The sequence below is a fragment of the Ruegeria sp. AL1 genome, from assembly GCF_056540905.1.
In genome coordinates this window covers 162,058-176,585 of the sequence record NZ_JBQFXP010000008.1, presented here as the reverse complement: position 1 = coordinate 176,585, position 14,528 = coordinate 162,058, and the positions used below count along the sequence as shown (strand labels likewise).

Here is a 14,528-nt window from a genome sequence, read left to right as displayed (position 1 = left end):
CATGCCCGCAGCTTCATCTTTTCAAAAATACTCCCGCCGGAGGCTCCCGACCCCTCTCACACGCGCGTGGCTTAAGTTAATAGCGCTCAGCGTCACATCAGCGATCCTGACAACGGCGCCAATCCCGTCGAACATCCTTGGCGCAGGTATCCTGATCCTCGCACTGGCCAAATCCCGCGTCATCCTTGCGCAATATCTCGACCTTGCGAAATGCCCCGCCTGGCTGCGCGGCTTTACCGTTGTTCTGACAGCCTTCGCCCTGCTGATCTTCGCGCTTTACCTGATCTGAACAAAGAAAGACGCCACCCCTGAAAGAGGCGGCGTTTTTCCAAGCGAGGGGGCGCTTTTGGTTATTGGGCCGCCATCGGCATCCGAGCGATCTGACAACGTTGCCACAAGGCCGACAACGCGCCGACCAGATGGTCGATATCCTTATCCGTATGCACGGGCGAGGGCGTGATCCGCAGGCGCTCGGTGCCTTTTGGAACCGTGGGATAGTTGATCGGCTGGATGTAGATGCCGAACTCTTCCAGCAGCGTGTCCGAGATGAACTTGCATTTCACCGGATCGCCCACCATCACCGGGATGATATGGCTGGGGTTGGGCAGATGCGGGATACCTTCTGCATCCAATCGGGCGCGCACCTGAGCGACGCGGGCTTTTTGCAGATCACGCTCGGTATTCGACTGCTTGAGGTGCCGGATCGAGGCCGCGGCACCTGCGGCAATCGAGGGCGGCAGGGCGGTGGTAAAGATAAAGCCGCTGGCAAAGCTGCGCACGAAGTCGCAGAGCGCGGCGGATGCAGCGATATAGCCTCCGACCACACCAAAGGCCTTACCCAGAGTACCTTCGATCACTGTCAGCCGATCCATCAAACCTTCGCGCTCGGCAATGCCGCCGCCGCGCGGGCCGTAAAGGCCCACGGCGTGGACCTCATCCAGATAAGTCATCGCACCGTATTTGTCGGCCAGATCGCAAATCTCTTTGATCGGGGCGATGTCGCCATCCATCGAATAAACCGACTCGAACGCGATCATCTTCGGCGCACCGGGTTCGGCGGCGGCCAGTTTCGCCTCAAGGTCTTCCAGATCATTGTGCTTCCAGATCACCTTCTGCGCGCGCGAATGACGGATGCCTTCGATCATCGACGCATGATTCAACGCGTCCGAAAATACGATCAGCCCAGGGATTTTCGCGGCCAGAGTACCGAGGGCCGCCCAATTCGAAACATATCCGGAAGTAAAGAGAAGCGCGGCTTCTTTTCCGTGCAGATCGGCCAGTTCAGCCTCTAGCAGCACGTGGTCGTGAGTGGTGCCCGATATGTTTCGCGTGCCCCCGGCCCCTGCGCCGCAGCGGTCCAATGCGTTATGCATTGCGCCGATCACAGATGGGTGCTGACCCATGCCAAGATAGTCGTTGGAACACCAGATACGCACGTCCCGCTGTACCGTACCATCGGTCTGACGCGCGTTCGGGAACGATCCGCAACGGCGTTGCAAGTCGATGAAAACGCGGTAATTTCCTTCTTCCCGCAGATCTTCAAGGCTCTGACTAAAAAAACGCTCGTAGTCCATCTTGCGTGCTCCCCGGATTACTGGCTTGACCTGAGAATAAGGCAGCGCAGAACGGCGGAACATGACAATTGTCAAGTTCAAGCGGTATTATAAGGGTGGTGTAATTGGTCGGGGTTTGGCATAGCCTGATGCAGGGATGGACAGTCCGTGCGTTCGGCGCGGACAGGAAGGAACGGGGGCGTCTTCATGTCTCATGAGGCACAAAAGTCAATCGCGCGTCAGTCGCTGCTGCTGCGCAGCCTGCCGGATCAGCATGTCGAAACGCTGCTCAGCCATGCGATCTGGCGTCAGTATGATCGCGGCGAAACGATCTTTCTGCAGGAAGAAACCGCACAGGCGATTCATGTTGTGCTGGATGGCTGGGTCAAGCTGTTTCGCATGACACCCACAGGGGCCGAAGCGGTGGTCAGCGTCTTCACCCGAGGCGACAGTTTCGGCGAGGCCGTTGCGCTGCGCAACGTACCCTACCCTGTTTCGGCCGAGGCGGTTTCCGCCTGTCAGGTCATGCACATCCCCAGCCCGATCCTGACATCCCTGATGAAAGAGGACCCCGAGATCGGCATATCGATCCTGGCCGCGACCTTCACCCATCTGCATTCACTGGTCGCCCAGCTGGAACAGCTCAAGGCGCAAACCGGCGCGCAAAGGGTGGCTGAATTTCTGCTGGGTCTGTGCAGTCTCGAGGAAGGCGGCTGCGATGTGGAACTGCCGTACGACAAGATGCTGATCGCCGGTCGTCTGGGCATGAAACCCGAAAGCCTGAGCCGCGCGTTTTCGCGGCTCAAGGCCGTGGGTGTCAAAATCAACCGCAACCATGCGGAGATCTCGGACATCACCCTGCTGCGTGACTATGCCGAAAGCGACCCCTCCGAGAATTGGGGACGCTAGCCCGGCAAGCGGAACCTGCCGGGCTGGATAAGACTCAGGCAGTTGCACCTTTGATGCGAAGACCCGTGCCAAGGCTGCCCGCGCACACGCCGACAACGATGGCGATCAAAAGTTCCATCGTTTCGACATTCGCGAATTGCCAACCGGCAAAAACCAGCGTCTCAAGCACGCCGACAATACCGCCCATCGCGGCACCAAGCCACAATTTCCGGGTCATCATCCCCAGGGCCAGACCGAGAATGCCGGGCAGGCTCAGGATATTGCCACCGATGGTTCCAAGTATCTCAAGCATCTTGTGTGCCCCTTAGTTCTTGCTGTCGCTCAGGAAGGTCCGGATATCATCCCCGGACGCAGCGGCGTGTTTCTGCAGGGCGTCACCGTTCGACGCACTCAAGCCTTCGGTCACTTTCTCATAAGTATCCAGATAATCAGGCGGCAGGCTGTGCGCGATCCCCTGGTGGCAATCGATACAGGTCATACCGGTGTCGATTGCACGCTGGTGTTCGGATGCGGCACGGGTTTCCTGAATGGTGAAGTCCATATAGTCAAAGTTGTGACAGTTACGGCACTCACGGCTGTCGGATTCCTTCATCTTTTTCCACACGGCCGAGGCCATGCTCAGGCGGTGATCCTCGTATTTCTCGGGGGTGCTGATGGTGCCTGCCAGTTCATGATAGACGTCTTTGACGGCCATGATCTTGGCTTTGATCTTGTGGTTCCATTCATTGGGCACATGGCAATCCGAACAGATCGCCCGCACGCCCGAATGGTTGTTATAGTGGATCGTTTCGCGATATTCGCCCAGATTGGTTTCCATCGTGTGACACGAAACGCAGAACTCTTCGGTATTGGTCAGTTCCAATGTCCAGTGGAACCCACCCCAGAACAGGATACCACCAAGAAAACCCGCAACCAGCAGAAAACCGGTGCTGAACAGCGCCGCCGGGGTCCAGAACCCGTTCCAGATGCGGCTGATCCAGCCGCGTTTTTCGGGGGAGTCGGCCATATCGGTGCTCCTTTCAGACTTACGTTGGATCAGTTGGAGGGCTGGAAGACGTTGTCGACCAGAGGCGGCGCGTCAACCTGCGGCACGTGGCACTGGTTGCAGAAATACCGGGTGCCGGCAATCTGATCCAATTCGTTACCATCGCGGTCCAGGTAATGCGTCATCGACAGAGTGGGCGCGTTGCGTTCACCGGCCTTGGTCCAGTCATGGCAGGACAGGCATTGATTGGTGCGCACATCGATCTGATACTGGTCGATCTTGTGCGGGATCAGCGGCGGCTGCTGGCGATAGTTTCGCTGAACACGGCCTTCGACATTGCGGTGTATCTGATCCAGCGCGACGGGTTCATCAACTTCCGCACCACGCAAAGTGTTGACATCGGCGGATTGTGCGAGCGCAAGCCCGCACACGAGCAAAGTAGGTATCAGGGCGGTAAGGCCTGTCACGATCGACTTGTTCATCTTGGCACTCCCTTAGATGTGTCTGGCGGCGCGCGCCTCGGGCGCGGCGATGGGATCGGGTGGCGCGACGAGATCCTCGTCGAACCGGTGAGTAAACTTGAAGACGTCAACGGCGCAGATATCGATACAGCGACCGCAGTTTGTGCAGTCCGGCGAAAGGATCAGCGGGGTGCTGTCCACCTTGCCTTTCAACGCCGGAGAGATGACGTGGTTTTCGGGGCAGACTGCATAGCAGTCCATGCAATCGTCACAGGCCGAGCGGTTGGTTGCGCTGACCCGCAGCATCGCTTTGTGGCCGACCAGCCCGTAGAAGGCACCAACCGGGCAGACATGGCCGCACCAGCCGTGGCGAGAAACCAACAGGTCGAACAGAAAGATCGCGATGACCATGGCCCAGACGAAGCCCATGCCAAAGATCAGGCCGCGATGCAGCATCGTGATCGGATTGACCAGTTCCCAGGCGATCACGCCGGTCAGGCCGGATACGATCAGAACGGTGACCATGATCCACAGGCGCGTGCCGCGTTTGGGTTGCCAGCCTTTCTGCAGGCCCAGCTTGCGGTGCAGCCAGTGCGCCCCATCCGTCACCGGGTTGATCGGGCAGACCCAGGAACAATAGACACGACCCCCGATCAGGGCGTAGACGACCAAAACGATGGCCGCGCCGATGGCAGCGGTCAGTTCAGGCCAGTGCCCTGCGATAAGGCTCTGCAGGAAGACAAACGGGTCGGTCAGGGGCAACACACCAAGGGTCAGAGACCCCGCCAACGTGCCTTGCACGATCCAGATCCCGAACCACGGCCCCACAAGGAACAGGGCCAGAAAAAACAGCTGGCTGGCGCGGCGCAGCAGCAGGTATTTGTGGGCCCCAACCCAGCCTTTGACCTGAACGGCTTCTTGTCCCAGCGGCAGATGTGTGCGGGCGGTCATTGCGTCACCCCCGGCAATTTAAAGCTGGGCTCAAATCCGCCCGGCGCGGCCAGATTGTCGGTGCCCGGCCCCGGCAGGCGGTCGGGCAAGTCGATGATGCCTTCAACGACCGGTGCGCCCTTGGCCTCTTTTTCTTCCCAGCCTTTGCGGTAGTGATCCGCGCTGGACCCGCGCGCCAGCCGGGCGGGCAGAACCTTGATCGCGGCCTCGGGCAGAACGCAGCTTTTCTCGCACATGCCGCAGCCGGTGCAGTGATCGGCATGGACAGTCGGTATGAAGATCGCGTGATGGCCCGAACGGGCGTTGTGTTCGGTTTCCAGCGTGATTGCCTCGTCAATGACGGGGCAAACGCGATAGCAGACATCGCAGCGCAGGCCGAGAAAGTTCAGGCAGTTTTCCTGATCCACCAGAACGGCCACGCCCATTTTAGCGTCGTCGATATTGTCCAGTCTCGGGTCCAATGCGCCGGTCGGGCAGGCGGCGACGCAGGGAATATCGTCGCACATCTCACACGGCACATCGCGGGCGGTGAAATAGGGCGTGCCGGTGGCGACCGCATCCACACCCAATTCGGCCAGTTTCAGAGTGTCATAGGGGCAATCACGTGCACACAGACCACAGCGGATACAGGCCGACAGAAAGTCTTGTTCCGGCAAGGCACCGGGGGGTCGCAATGCTTCGGCTGGCAATGCCCGTGCGTCCTGCGCCAGCCAGGCCAACAGGGACCCGGCTGCCACGCAGCCGCCCGCTGCGCGCGCCGAGTCCTGCAGGAACCGGCGCCGCTGCGGCGAGAGGGGAGAGCCAACACCAGACATGGGTCTTACCTTTGCCTTGCCAGCCTTTTACGCGCGCTCGACCTTACAGGCGCATTTCTTGAAGTCGGTCTCTTTCGACAGCGGGCAGGTCGCGTCCAGCGTCAGCTTGTTGGTCAGTTGATGCTCGTCGAAGAAGGGCATGAAGACCAACCCGCGCGGAGCCTTGTTGCGTCCGCGGGTTTCAACCCGGCTGGTCACTTCACCACGGCGGGTCGAGATCACGATCTCTTGCCCGCGTCGCAGACCACGATCACGCGCGTCGTCGGGGTGCATGTAGACCACAGCCGACGGATAAGCGCGGTGCAGTTCCGGCACGCGGCGGGTCATCGACCCGGTGTGCCAGTGTTCCAGCACGCGACCGGTGCACAGCCACAGATCGTATTCCGCATCCGGTTCTTCGGCTGCCGGCTCGTAAGGTGCAAAGATGATGTTCGCTTTGCCGTCCTTCTTGCCATAGAACTTCACCCCCGCCCCTTCGGGCACATAAGGGTCATAGCCTTCGCGGAAACGGTACAGTGTTTCCTTGCCGTCCACGACCGGCCAGCGCAGACCGCGGGCCTGATGGTAAACCTCGAACGGGGCCAGATCGTGCGCGTGGCCGCGCCCGAACTCGGCATATTCCTCGAACAGGCCTTTCTGTACGTAATAGCCAAAGTGTTCGGATTCGTCGTTGTCGAACCCTTCGGCGGTCTCCGACAGCGGGTATTTGTCGACCACGCCGTTGGCGAACAATACGTCATACATGGTCTTGCCGCGATGCTCGGGCATGGTGGCCAGCAACTCTTCGCCCCAGACTTCTTCGACGGTGAAGCGTTTCGAGAACTCCATGACCTGCCAGACGTCCGATTTGGCTTCACCCGGCGCCTTGACCTGCTGGCGCCAGAACTGGGTGCGGCGCTCGGCGTTGCCATAGGCGCCTTCCTTCTCGACCCACATGGCCGTGGGCAGGATCAGGTCCGCCGACAGCGCGGTCACGGTCGGATACGGATCCGAAACGGTGATGAAGTTCTCGGGGTTGCGGTAACCGGGATAACCTTCCTCGTTGATGTTCGGTGCGGCTTGCATGTTGTTGGTGCATTGTACCCAATACGCGTTCAAATCACCGTCTTTCAGCTTGCGGTGATGCAAAACCGCATGGAAGCCGGGTTTGGGCGGAATGGTCCCTGCCGGGACGTTCCAGGCGGTCTCGCAAATCTCGCGGTGCTTGTCGTTCATCACCACCATGTCGGCGGGCAGACGGTGGGCAAAGGTGCCGACCTCGCGCGCCGTACCACAGGCCGAGGGCTGACCGGTCAGCGAGAAGGGTGAGTTGCCGGGTTCCGAGATCTTACCGACCAGCAGGTGCACGTTATACATCAGCGAGTTCACCCAGGAACCGCGTGTGTGCTGGTTGAAGCCCATGGTCCACAGGCTCATGACCTTGCGATTGGGATCGGCATATTGCTGGGCCAGACGCTCCAGCTTGTCAGCCGGAACACCGGACAGTTCCGCTGTATATTCCAGCGTGTATTTCGAAACCGCCTCGGCATATTCCTCGAAACTGATGGGTTCCATCTTGCCGACATTGGGGTTCTCGGCCTCTTGCTGCAGCGGGTGATTATCGCGCAGGCCATAGCCAATATCGGTGGCGGTTTTGGTGATATTTACGTGGTTCTTGACGAACTCTTCATTCACCGCGCCATTCTGGATGATGTAATTGGCGATATAGTTCAGGATCGCCAAATCGGTCTGCGGCGTGAAGACCATGCCGTTATCGGCCAATTCGAACGAGCGGTGCTCATAGGTGGACAGCACGTGCACCTCGCAGCCCGGTTTGGTCAGGCGCGTATCGGTCAGGCGCGACCACAGGATCGGGTGCATTTCCGCCATGTTCGAGCCCCACAACACGAAAGTATCCGCGTGTTCAAGGTCGTCATAGCAGCCCATCGGCTCGTCAATGCCAAAGGTGCGGATAAAGCCCACCACAGCCGAGGCCATGCAGTGCCGCGCGTTGGGATCGATGTTGTTAGACCGGAACCCCGCCTTCATCATCTTGGCGGCGGCGTAGCCTTCCCAAACGGTCCACTGGCCCGAGCCGAACATACCGATGCTGGTCGGGCCTTTCTTGGCCAGCGCTTCTTTCCACTTGGCGGCCATGACGTCAAAGGCTTCGTCCCAGGAAACAGGCTCAAATTCACCGTTTTTGTCGTATTCGCCGTTGGTCTTGCGCAGCATCGGCATGGTCAGGCGGTCCTTGCCGTACATGATCTTGGACAGGAAATAGCCCTTGATGCAGTTCAGGCCCCGGTTGACCGGTGCGTCCGGGTCGCCCTGAGTGGCGACCACACGGCCTTCCTTGGTGCCGATCAGAACCGAGCACCCGGTGCCGCAGAACCGACACGCGGCCTTATCCCAGCGAATGTCGGGATTTCCGACCTGTGCGCTGGCCTGCCCGGTTGCAAGCGGCAAACCGGCGGCCGAGGCAGTCGCGGCGGCGGCGGTTGATTTCAAAAAGGTCCGACGGGATTCAGAGATGGTCATGACATGGGTCTCCGGCTTTATGTCTGGCGGGAAGCATCAAGATGCGGACGAGTTTCCGCGAGGTCTTCGAAATGGTGATAGGTGAGCGACAGCGAGATCACGCCTGGGATCTGGTGCAAATCCATGATCGTCTCGGACGCCAGTTTTTCCGGCGTATCCTCGACCACGACAACAAGGCGGCCATCCTCGGCCGCCGCGTGAACTTCGGCCCCGTTCACCCGCGCAATTGTATCCTGCGCGCTTTGGGTGGTCTCTGGGGTGACATGTACGAGGCATCCACAGATGTTCATAAGGCAACCTCCGGTGCGGGTGGGGTGTGGCGTTCAAAGCTGACGGATCCGGCAGGGCAGGCGCTGGCGCAAGCACCGCATCCGGTGCAGCTGTCGGTATCGAACGTCGGTTCAGCCCGACCTCCCTTCTTCAGCTTGAAACGGATCGCACCATGGTCGCAGACGTCCTGACACATCCGGCAACTTACGCCGTTCATGGACAGGCACGACGTCGATACTTTCGCCCGCCACGGCCAATCGGCCACATGTTCGGGGTCCAGCGCTCCGGTGGGACAGGCGGTGGCGCAATCGCCACAAAAGGTACAGGTTCCGGCATTCAGTTGAACAACTGGCCACCCGTGCGAATCGAATGTGATGATTTCTTCCGGACAGGCTTCGACGCATTCGTCGCATTGCGTGCACAGATCAAGGAATTCGACCTCATCTGCACCGGGCGGACGGATAGATGTCCGATCATTACGCAGCACCTTTCCCTTCAGAAAGGCGCGGCGGCTGGCTAACTTATTCATTCGCTCGCGACCTTTACGACAAGAGCAGGGGTTGGGCCTGCTCTGTCAGCCTTGTAGCGAGTCGCAAGTGACCGGAAATTGACTTAAGTCATTTCGAGAAATGTTTATTTTTTAGGCACTTTAAAAAACATGACAGAAAAATACATGAATTCAAATGCATGAGTGTGAGTCGTTCTTGAGTCGCGAGCCCCGATCCTTAGGCGCGTTTCTCACTGATCGAAGATACACCCAGAACCGACAGCACCTTGGCTTCGATCTGTTCAGCGTTCATACCGGCCACCGCATACATGTCCGCAGGATTAGCCTGGTCAATGAAGATATCCGGCAGAACCATGGACCGATACTTGAGCCCCTGATCAAACACGCCCTCATCCGCCAACAGCTGCGCGACATGGCTGCCGAAACCGCCCACGGCCCCTTCTTCTATGGTGATCAGGGCCTCATGCTGTGCGGACAGATCCAGAATAAGTTCCTTGTCTAATGGCTTGGCAAACCGGGCATCCGCTATGGTGGGCGTAATACCCTTGGCCGACAAAGCTTCAGAGGCTTTCTGAACTTCGGCCAGCCGTGTTCCGAATGACAGCAGGGCAACCCGCGCGCCTGTCTGGATGATCCGTCCCTTGCCGATCTCAAGCACGTCGCCCCGTTCCGGCAAGTCAACGCCGACGCCCTCGCCCCGCGGATAGCGGAAGGCGATTGGGCCATCGTTGTGGGCCACAGCAGTGGCAACCATATGCATCAGTTCAGCCTCATCCGCAGCGGCCATAACAACCATGCCGGGCAGGTTGGCCAGATAGGCGATGTCGAACGAGCCCGCATGGGTTGCACCATCTGCGCCCACCAGCCCCGCACGGTCGATGGCAAAGCGCACCGGCAGGCGCTGGATCGCCACATCATGCACCACCTGATCGTAGCCACGCTGAAGGAAGGTCGAATACATCGCGCAGAACGGCTTCATCCCACCGGCCGCAAGTGCTGCCGAGAAGGTCACCCCGTGCTGTTCCGCGATCGCCACATCGAAACAGCGCGACGGATAGCGCTCGGCAAACAGGTTCAACCCGGTGCCATCTGGCATCGCGGCGGTCACGGCGACGATCTTGTCATCCCGCGCGGCTTCTTCGACCAGGGTCTTGCCAAAGACCGAAGTATAAGAGGGCGCATTCGACGGTGCTTTCTTCTGCTCACCCGTCACCACATCGAACTTGGCGGTCGCATGACCCTTGTCGCGGGCCTGCTCGGCGGGGGCGTAGCCCTTGCCCTTCTTGGTCAGCACATGGATCAGGATCGGCCCCGTCGCCCGCGCCTTGACGGTGCGCAGAACCGGCAGCAACTGGTCCATATCATGCCCGTCGATGGGGCCGAGATAGGAAAAACCCAACTCTTCGAACAGCGTCCCGCCCACGGCCATGCCTTTCAGCATCTCCTTGGCGCGCTTGGCGCCTTCTCGGAAGGGCTCTGGCAGCAGCGAAACCGCGCCTTTGGCGGCAGCTTTCAGGTCGTGAAACGGTTCCTCGGCATAGATGCGCGACAGGTAGTTTGACAGGGCCCCCACAGGCGGCGCAATGCTCATCTCGTTGTCATTCAGGATGACGATCAGGCGCTTCTTCAGGTGGCCTGCGTTGTTCATCGCCTCAAAGGCCATGCCTGCGGACATCGAGCCATCGCCAATGACGGCAATCGCATCGCCCAGCCCCTCGGGCGTCACACCGCCCAGATCGCGCGCCACGGCAAACCCCAGCGCGGCACTGATCGAGGTGCTGGAATGGGCCGCGCCAAACGGGTCATACGGGCTTTCGCTGCGTTTGGTGAAACCGCTCAGCCCGTCCTTCATGCGCAGGGTGCGAATACGGTCGCGCCTTTCCGTCAGGATTTTATGCGGATAGCACTGGTGGCCCACATCCCAGATGATCTTGTCGCGCGGCGTATCGAACACCGCATGCAGCGCCGTGGTCAGTTCCACTACACCCAGCCCCGCCCCAAGGTGCCCGCCAGTGACGGACACGGCCGAGATCGTTTCAGCCCGCAATTCCTGCGCTACCTGATGCAACTGCGCGTCCGAAAACTGCTTGAGGTCCGCAGGGCGGTTCACAAGGTCCAGCAGAGGCGTATTCGGGCGGTCAGACATTTGGCAATCCTGGCTTAGCTGTCCCGGGCAATAACGAAGCGGGCAGCCTGCTTCAAGGTTTCTGCCTTCGGCCCGTACCCATCAAGCGCTGCGCAAGCCTGTTCGACCAGTTCGGCTGCGCGGGACTTGGCGGCATCCAGACCTAGCAGCGAGACAAAGGTTGCCTTGCCCGCATCGGCATCTTTCTGCAGTCGCTTTCCGGCCTTTTCGGCATCCCCCTCGACATCAAGAATGTCATCGGCGATCTGAAAAGCAAGGCCAAGCGCTTGGGCATATTGGCGCAAGGGGGTCGGGTCGGCCTGCGCCAGACGCGCCCCAGCGCACGCTGACCATTCAATAAGGGCTCCGGTCTTTCCCGCCTGTAAGCGCGTAATCTGATCCAATGTCAGCGGGTCTGACGTCTCCGCCGCGATGTCAAGGGCTTGACCCAATACCATCCCCTGCGCACCGCTTGCTTTCGCCAGTGTTAGGGTCAAATCGGCGCGGATTTCGGCATGACCAACTTCGGGTTGGGCGCATAGCTCAAAGGCCAATGTCTGCAGCGCATCCCCGGCCAGAACGGCCGTCCCGTCATCCCATTTCACATGAACCGTGGGGCGACCGCGCCGCAGGTCATCATCATCCATGCAAGGCAGATCGTCATGAACCAGCGAATAGGCGTGCAGCGCTTCTATGGCGGTGGCAGGCCAGATCGCTCGGGTTTCATCGACCCCATGCAACCGCGCACTCTCGAGCACCAGAAACCCGCGCAGACGTTTGCCGCCCTCGGTGGCGTAGGCCATGGCCCGGGTCACGTCCAGATCGTCCAGCCCCCCCAGAACCAGATCGAAATGGCCCTGAATCCGCGCCGCGTCCTGCGCCAGCCTTTCACGAAACATTTACTGACCTTCGACAGGCGTCGTCCCGGTGGGCTGACCATCCGCGTTCAGCGTGATCGCGGCCACCTTTTCCTCGGCGCGCTTCAACTCGTCCTCGCAGCGTTTCTTCAACGCCGCTCCGCGCTCATACAGCGCAATGGACTGGTCCAGCGCCACATCCCCGCGTTCCAGCTGGCCCACGACGGCCTCAAGCTCTTTCATCGCCTGTTCAAACGTCATCTGTTCGACTGGAGTATCGGTCATCGTGCTGCCTTTATCAGTTCTTCCACATGGGCGCGTGTCGCCTCGGCCAATGCGTTCAGATCATACCCGCCTTCCAGAGTCGAGACGATACGCCCCCCACAAACCTCAGCGGCGATCTTGCACAACTCGGCGGTGATCCAGGCAAAATCCCCCGTGGACCAGTTGAGATTGGCCAGCGGATCATCCTGATGCGCATCGAACCCGGCAGAGATGATGATCAGTTCCGGCTTGAACGCGCGTAGACGCGGAAAGGCCTGCGCCTCATAGGCCGCGCGCATTTCCGAGCCGCCGGTGCCGGGGGCCAGCGGCATGTTCACCACCGTTTCAAACGCGCCCGTCTCATCCGCGCGGCCTGTGCCGGGCCACAGCGGCATCTGCTGGCTGGTGATCACCAGCGCCCGCCGCTCGTCCCACAACAGGTCCTGCGTGCCATTGCCGTGATGCACATCGAAATCCACCACAGCGACACGGCTCAGCCCGTGATGATCCAGCGCATGCTTAGCCGCCAGCGCCGCATTGCCGAACAGGCAAAACCCCATTGCCGTCTCGGATTCCGCATGATGCCCCGGTGGACGAATGGCGCAGAACGCATTCCCGACCTCTCCGCCTAAGACCAGATCGACCGCCCGCACCGCCGCCCCTGCCGCGCGATAGGCCGCATCGACCGATCCCGGCGACAAAAACGTATCCCCATCGATCTGAGCAAACCCCTCAACTGGTCTGCTGCGTCGAATTTCGTCGATATGACTCTGCGGATGCACCCGCAACAGATCGTCATCGGCCACCATCGGAGCCGTGCGTCGATCCAACTCCAAAGGCTCTAACGCGCGCAAAACATGCTCCAACCGCGCCACCCGCTCCGGGTGTCCGTCCGGCGTAACGTGGCCCAAACAATCGGCATGAGTCAAAAGCGCAGTCGTCATCGGGATCCCATCTTCATCTGGCTAAAAATATCCTCGCCGAAGGCAAAAAACCGCCGCGCAGCGGCTAAATCAATCCGGCGCCAGCATATACCCGGCGCCGCGCACGGTCTGCAGATAGCGCGGCTGTTTCGGGTCCTGCTCGATCTTGCGCCGCAGCCGCGTGATCTGCACATCCACGGCCCGTTCCTGCGCCTGGCCCTTGTCGCGGCCCAGATCTTCAACCAGTTTGGCCCGGCTGATCGGCTCGCCCGGCTGCGCCGAAAAAATCTTCATCAGCTGGCTTTCGGTGGCGGTCAGGCGCACTGGGTCCTCGCCCTGCCACATCTCTCCGCGTTCGATATCGTACCGGATCGGGCCGAGGTTCAATATCTTCGCAACCGTATCTTGCGCAGGCGTCTCCGGCATACGCCGCAGAATGGCGTTGATCCGCAGCAAAAGCTCTTTCGGTTCAAACGGTTTGGCCAGATAGTCATCCGCTCCGGCTTCAAGCCCTGCGATACGATGCTCGGTCTCGCCACGTGCGGTCAAAAGCAGGATCGGGGTCGCATTTGTTTCCCGCAACGCCTTGGTCAGGCTCACGCCATCCTCACCCGGCATCATGACATCCAGCACAATCATGTCGAAATCCAACCCCGACAAGACGCGCCTGGCATGAGACGCATCGCGCGCTGATGTGACAAGAAACCCGTTGCGCATCAGGAATTTCTTGAGCAAATCCCGAATACGCTCGTCATCATCCACGATCAGAAGGTGGGCATCCATATCACTCATGAGGTGGTATCCCGCAATTTCTTGTAGGCATGACGCATATCAGCATCCATCATTGCTTCAAGTACTTTACGAAATCCCGAAACCGCCTCGGGACCCGCATCCTTATACGCCGCGCGCATCCGAACGCGCTGCGCTTCGGACAATGTGGCCTCTAGCGCACGACCCTCTTCTGTCAGAAATAGATGTCTTTCCCGTTTGTCCACTGTCCCCACACGACTTTGAACCAAACCGTCCTCGATCAAGGTTCGCAACACCCGGTTCAGGGACTGTTTGGTCACACCTAATATGGCCAACAGGTTGTTCACAGTGGTTCCCGGTGCCCGATTGATAAAGTGGATCGCCCGGTGATGCGCTCGCCCATAGGCCATGTCCGACAGTATGCGGTCCGGATCGGCGGTAAATCCGCGATAGGCAAAAAACATTGCCTCGATGCCCTGCCGCAGCTGTTCATCTGTCAGAAACAACAGACTTTCTCCGCCAAAAACCTGGGCGGGGCGGATATCCGACATATCGTGCCTCATTCGTTACTCATTTCCGAGTTTATGTCAGCGTTATTGACATTCCAAGGGCAGACAGGTATCGAACCGCAGTTTTT

At 59.7% G+C, this 14,528-nt stretch carries 17 protein-coding genes; 2 read left to right on the top strand and 15 right to left on the bottom strand.

Annotated elements, in window-relative coordinates; all coding sequences use genetic code 11:
• The first annotated feature begins 1 nt into the window (after position 1).
• The gene (locus ACRZ9X_RS14340; RefSeq protein ID WP_480519983.1) at positions 2-289 is read left to right on the top strand and encodes a cytochrome C oxidase subunit IV family protein; all 288 of its coding nucleotides are present in this window, start codon (positions 2-4) and stop codon (positions 287-289) included.
• 61 nt (positions 290-350) lie between these two features.
• On the opposite strand, the gene hemA is transcribed toward ACRZ9X_RS14340, so the two are convergent.
• A complete protein-coding gene (hemA, locus tag ACRZ9X_RS14335; RefSeq protein ID WP_480520117.1) occupies positions 351-1,574 on the bottom strand; it encodes a 5-aminolevulinate synthase in 1,224 nt (407 codons plus the stop codon).
• Positions 1,575-1,760: 186 nt separating this feature from the next.
• Between hemA and ACRZ9X_RS14330 the strand changes: the two genes are divergently transcribed.
• Positions 1,761-2,462: a Crp/Fnr family transcriptional regulator gene (locus ACRZ9X_RS14330; RefSeq protein ID WP_480519981.1), complete on the top strand. Its 702-nt coding sequence runs from the start codon at positions 1,761-1,763 to the stop codon at positions 2,460-2,462.
• A gap of 34 nt (positions 2,463-2,496) precedes the next feature.
• On the opposite strand, the gene ACRZ9X_RS14325 is transcribed toward ACRZ9X_RS14330, so the two are convergent.
• The 14 genes from ACRZ9X_RS14325 to ACRZ9X_RS14260 form a co-directional block, all read right to left on the bottom strand.
• Complete coding sequence (locus tag ACRZ9X_RS14325; protein ID WP_480519979.1) at positions 2,497-2,754, bottom strand: hypothetical protein; 258 nt, start codon at positions 2,752-2,754, stop codon at positions 2,497-2,499.
• Between the two features lie 12 nt (positions 2,755-2,766).
• Positions 2,767-3,468 (bottom strand): NapC/NirT family cytochrome c, encoded by a 702-nt coding sequence (locus ACRZ9X_RS14320; RefSeq protein ID WP_480519977.1) that lies wholly within the window; start codon positions 3,466-3,468, stop codon positions 2,767-2,769.
• 29 nt (positions 3,469-3,497) lie between these two features.
• Positions 3,498-3,929, bottom strand: coding sequence for a nitrate reductase cytochrome c-type subunit (locus tag ACRZ9X_RS14315; RefSeq protein ID WP_480519975.1), 432 nt, complete (start codon positions 3,927-3,929; stop codon positions 3,498-3,500).
• A 12-nt stretch (positions 3,930-3,941) separates the two neighbouring features.
• Positions 3,942-4,859, bottom strand: a complete 918-nt coding sequence (gene napH / locus ACRZ9X_RS14310; RefSeq protein ID WP_480519974.1) for a quinol dehydrogenase ferredoxin subunit NapH — start codon at positions 4,857-4,859, stop codon at positions 3,942-3,944.
• Positions 4,856-5,674, bottom strand: coding sequence for a ferredoxin-type protein NapG (gene napG, locus ACRZ9X_RS14305; protein WP_480519972.1), 819 nt, complete (start codon positions 5,672-5,674; stop codon positions 4,856-4,858). Before napG ends, napH begins: the two co-directional genes overlap by 4 nt.
• A 27-nt stretch (positions 5,675-5,701) precedes the next feature.
• Entirely contained in the window at positions 5,702-8,194 is a 2,493-nt protein-coding gene (napA, locus tag ACRZ9X_RS14300) for a nitrate reductase catalytic subunit NapA (protein WP_480519970.1), read from the bottom strand.
• Between the two features lie 17 nt (positions 8,195-8,211).
• Positions 8,212-8,484, bottom strand: coding sequence for a chaperone NapD (locus ACRZ9X_RS14295; protein WP_480519969.1), 273 nt, complete (start codon positions 8,482-8,484; stop codon positions 8,212-8,214).
• On the bottom strand, positions 8,481-8,993 hold the full coding sequence (napF, locus tag ACRZ9X_RS14290; protein WP_480519967.1) for a ferredoxin-type protein NapF: 513 nt from the start codon (positions 8,991-8,993) through the stop codon (positions 8,481-8,483). The genes ACRZ9X_RS14295 and napF overlap by 4 nt, the downstream gene beginning before the upstream one ends.
• 196 nt (positions 8,994-9,189) lie before the next feature.
• Entirely contained in the window at positions 9,190-11,118 is a 1,929-nt protein-coding gene (dxs, locus tag ACRZ9X_RS14285; protein ID WP_480519965.1) for a 1-deoxy-D-xylulose-5-phosphate synthase, read from the bottom strand.
• A gap of 14 nt (positions 11,119-11,132) precedes the next feature.
• Positions 11,133-11,996: a polyprenyl synthetase family protein gene (locus tag ACRZ9X_RS14280; protein ID WP_480519963.1), complete on the bottom strand. Its 864-nt coding sequence runs from the start codon at positions 11,994-11,996 to the stop codon at positions 11,133-11,135.
• Positions 11,997-12,239, bottom strand: coding sequence for an exodeoxyribonuclease VII small subunit (locus ACRZ9X_RS14275; protein WP_480519961.1), 243 nt, complete (start codon positions 12,237-12,239; stop codon positions 11,997-11,999).
• Positions 12,236-13,162, bottom strand: coding sequence for a histone deacetylase family protein (locus ACRZ9X_RS14270; protein ID WP_480519959.1), 927 nt, complete (start codon positions 13,160-13,162; stop codon positions 12,236-12,238). Before ACRZ9X_RS14270 ends, ACRZ9X_RS14275 begins: the two co-directional genes overlap by 4 nt.
• A 69-nt stretch (positions 13,163-13,231) precedes the next feature.
• Positions 13,232-13,933: a response regulator gene (locus ACRZ9X_RS14265; RefSeq protein WP_480519957.1), complete on the bottom strand. Its 702-nt coding sequence runs from the start codon at positions 13,931-13,933 to the stop codon at positions 13,232-13,234.
• Positions 13,930-14,442 carry a MarR family winged helix-turn-helix transcriptional regulator gene (locus ACRZ9X_RS14260; RefSeq protein WP_480519955.1) on the bottom strand — a complete coding sequence of 171 codons (513 nt, stop codon included), beginning with the start codon at positions 14,440-14,442 and terminating at the stop codon, positions 13,930-13,932. Before ACRZ9X_RS14260 ends, ACRZ9X_RS14265 begins: the two co-directional genes overlap by 4 nt.
• Between the last annotated feature and the right edge of the window lie 86 nt (positions 14,443-14,528).

Excerpts from the sequence above, each read along its gene's own strand:
- ACRZ9X_RS14340 (WP_480519983.1), top strand. The coding sequence starts at position 2 with ATGCCCGCAGCTTCATCTTTTCAAAAATACTCCCGCCGGAGGCTCCCG.
- hemA (WP_480520117.1), bottom strand. The coding sequence starts at position 1,574 with ATGGACTACGAGCGTTTTTTTAGTCAGAGCCTTGAAGATCTGCGGGAA.
- ACRZ9X_RS14330 (WP_480519981.1), top strand. The coding sequence starts at position 1,761 with ATGTCTCATGAGGCACAAAAGTCAATCGCGCGTCAGTCGCTGCTGCTG.
- ACRZ9X_RS14325 (WP_480519979.1), bottom strand. The coding sequence starts at position 2,754 with ATGCTTGAGATACTTGGAACCATCGGTGGCAATATCCTGAGCCTGCCC.
- ACRZ9X_RS14320 (WP_480519977.1), bottom strand. The coding sequence starts at position 3,468 with ATGGCCGACTCCCCCGAAAAACGCGGCTGGATCAGCCGCATCTGGAAC.
- ACRZ9X_RS14315 (WP_480519975.1), bottom strand. The coding sequence starts at position 3,929 with ATGAACAAGTCGATCGTGACAGGCCTTACCGCCCTGATACCTACTTTG.
- napH (WP_480519974.1), bottom strand. The coding sequence starts at position 4,859 with ATGACCGCCCGCACACATCTGCCGCTGGGACAAGAAGCCGTTCAGGTC.
- napG (WP_480519972.1), bottom strand. The coding sequence starts at position 5,674 with ATGTCTGGTGTTGGCTCTCCCCTCTCGCCGCAGCGGCGCCGGTTCCTG.
- napA (WP_480519970.1), bottom strand. The coding sequence starts at position 8,194 with ATGACCATCTCTGAATCCCGTCGGACCTTTTTGAAATCAACCGCCGCC.
- ACRZ9X_RS14295 (WP_480519969.1), bottom strand. The coding sequence starts at position 8,484 with ATGAACATCTGTGGATGCCTCGTACATGTCACCCCAGAGACCACCCAA.
- napF (WP_480519967.1), bottom strand. The coding sequence starts at position 8,993 with ATGAATAAGTTAGCCAGCCGCCGCGCCTTTCTGAAGGGAAAGGTGCTG.
- dxs (WP_480519965.1), bottom strand. The coding sequence starts at position 11,118 with ATGTCTGACCGCCCGAATACGCCTCTGCTGGACCTTGTGAACCGCCCT.
- ACRZ9X_RS14280 (WP_480519963.1), bottom strand. The coding sequence starts at position 11,996 with ATGTTTCGTGAAAGGCTGGCGCAGGACGCGGCGCGGATTCAGGGCCAT.
- ACRZ9X_RS14275 (WP_480519961.1), bottom strand. The coding sequence starts at position 12,239 with ATGACCGATACTCCAGTCGAACAGATGACGTTTGAACAGGCGATGAAA.
- ACRZ9X_RS14270 (WP_480519959.1), bottom strand. The coding sequence starts at position 13,162 with ATGACGACTGCGCTTTTGACTCATGCCGATTGTTTGGGCCACGTTACG.
- ACRZ9X_RS14265 (WP_480519957.1), bottom strand. The coding sequence starts at position 13,933 with ATGAGTGATATGGATGCCCACCTTCTGATCGTGGATGATGACGAGCGT.
- ACRZ9X_RS14260 (WP_480519955.1), bottom strand. The coding sequence starts at position 14,442 with ATGTCGGATATCCGCCCCGCCCAGGTTTTTGGCGGAGAAAGTCTGTTG.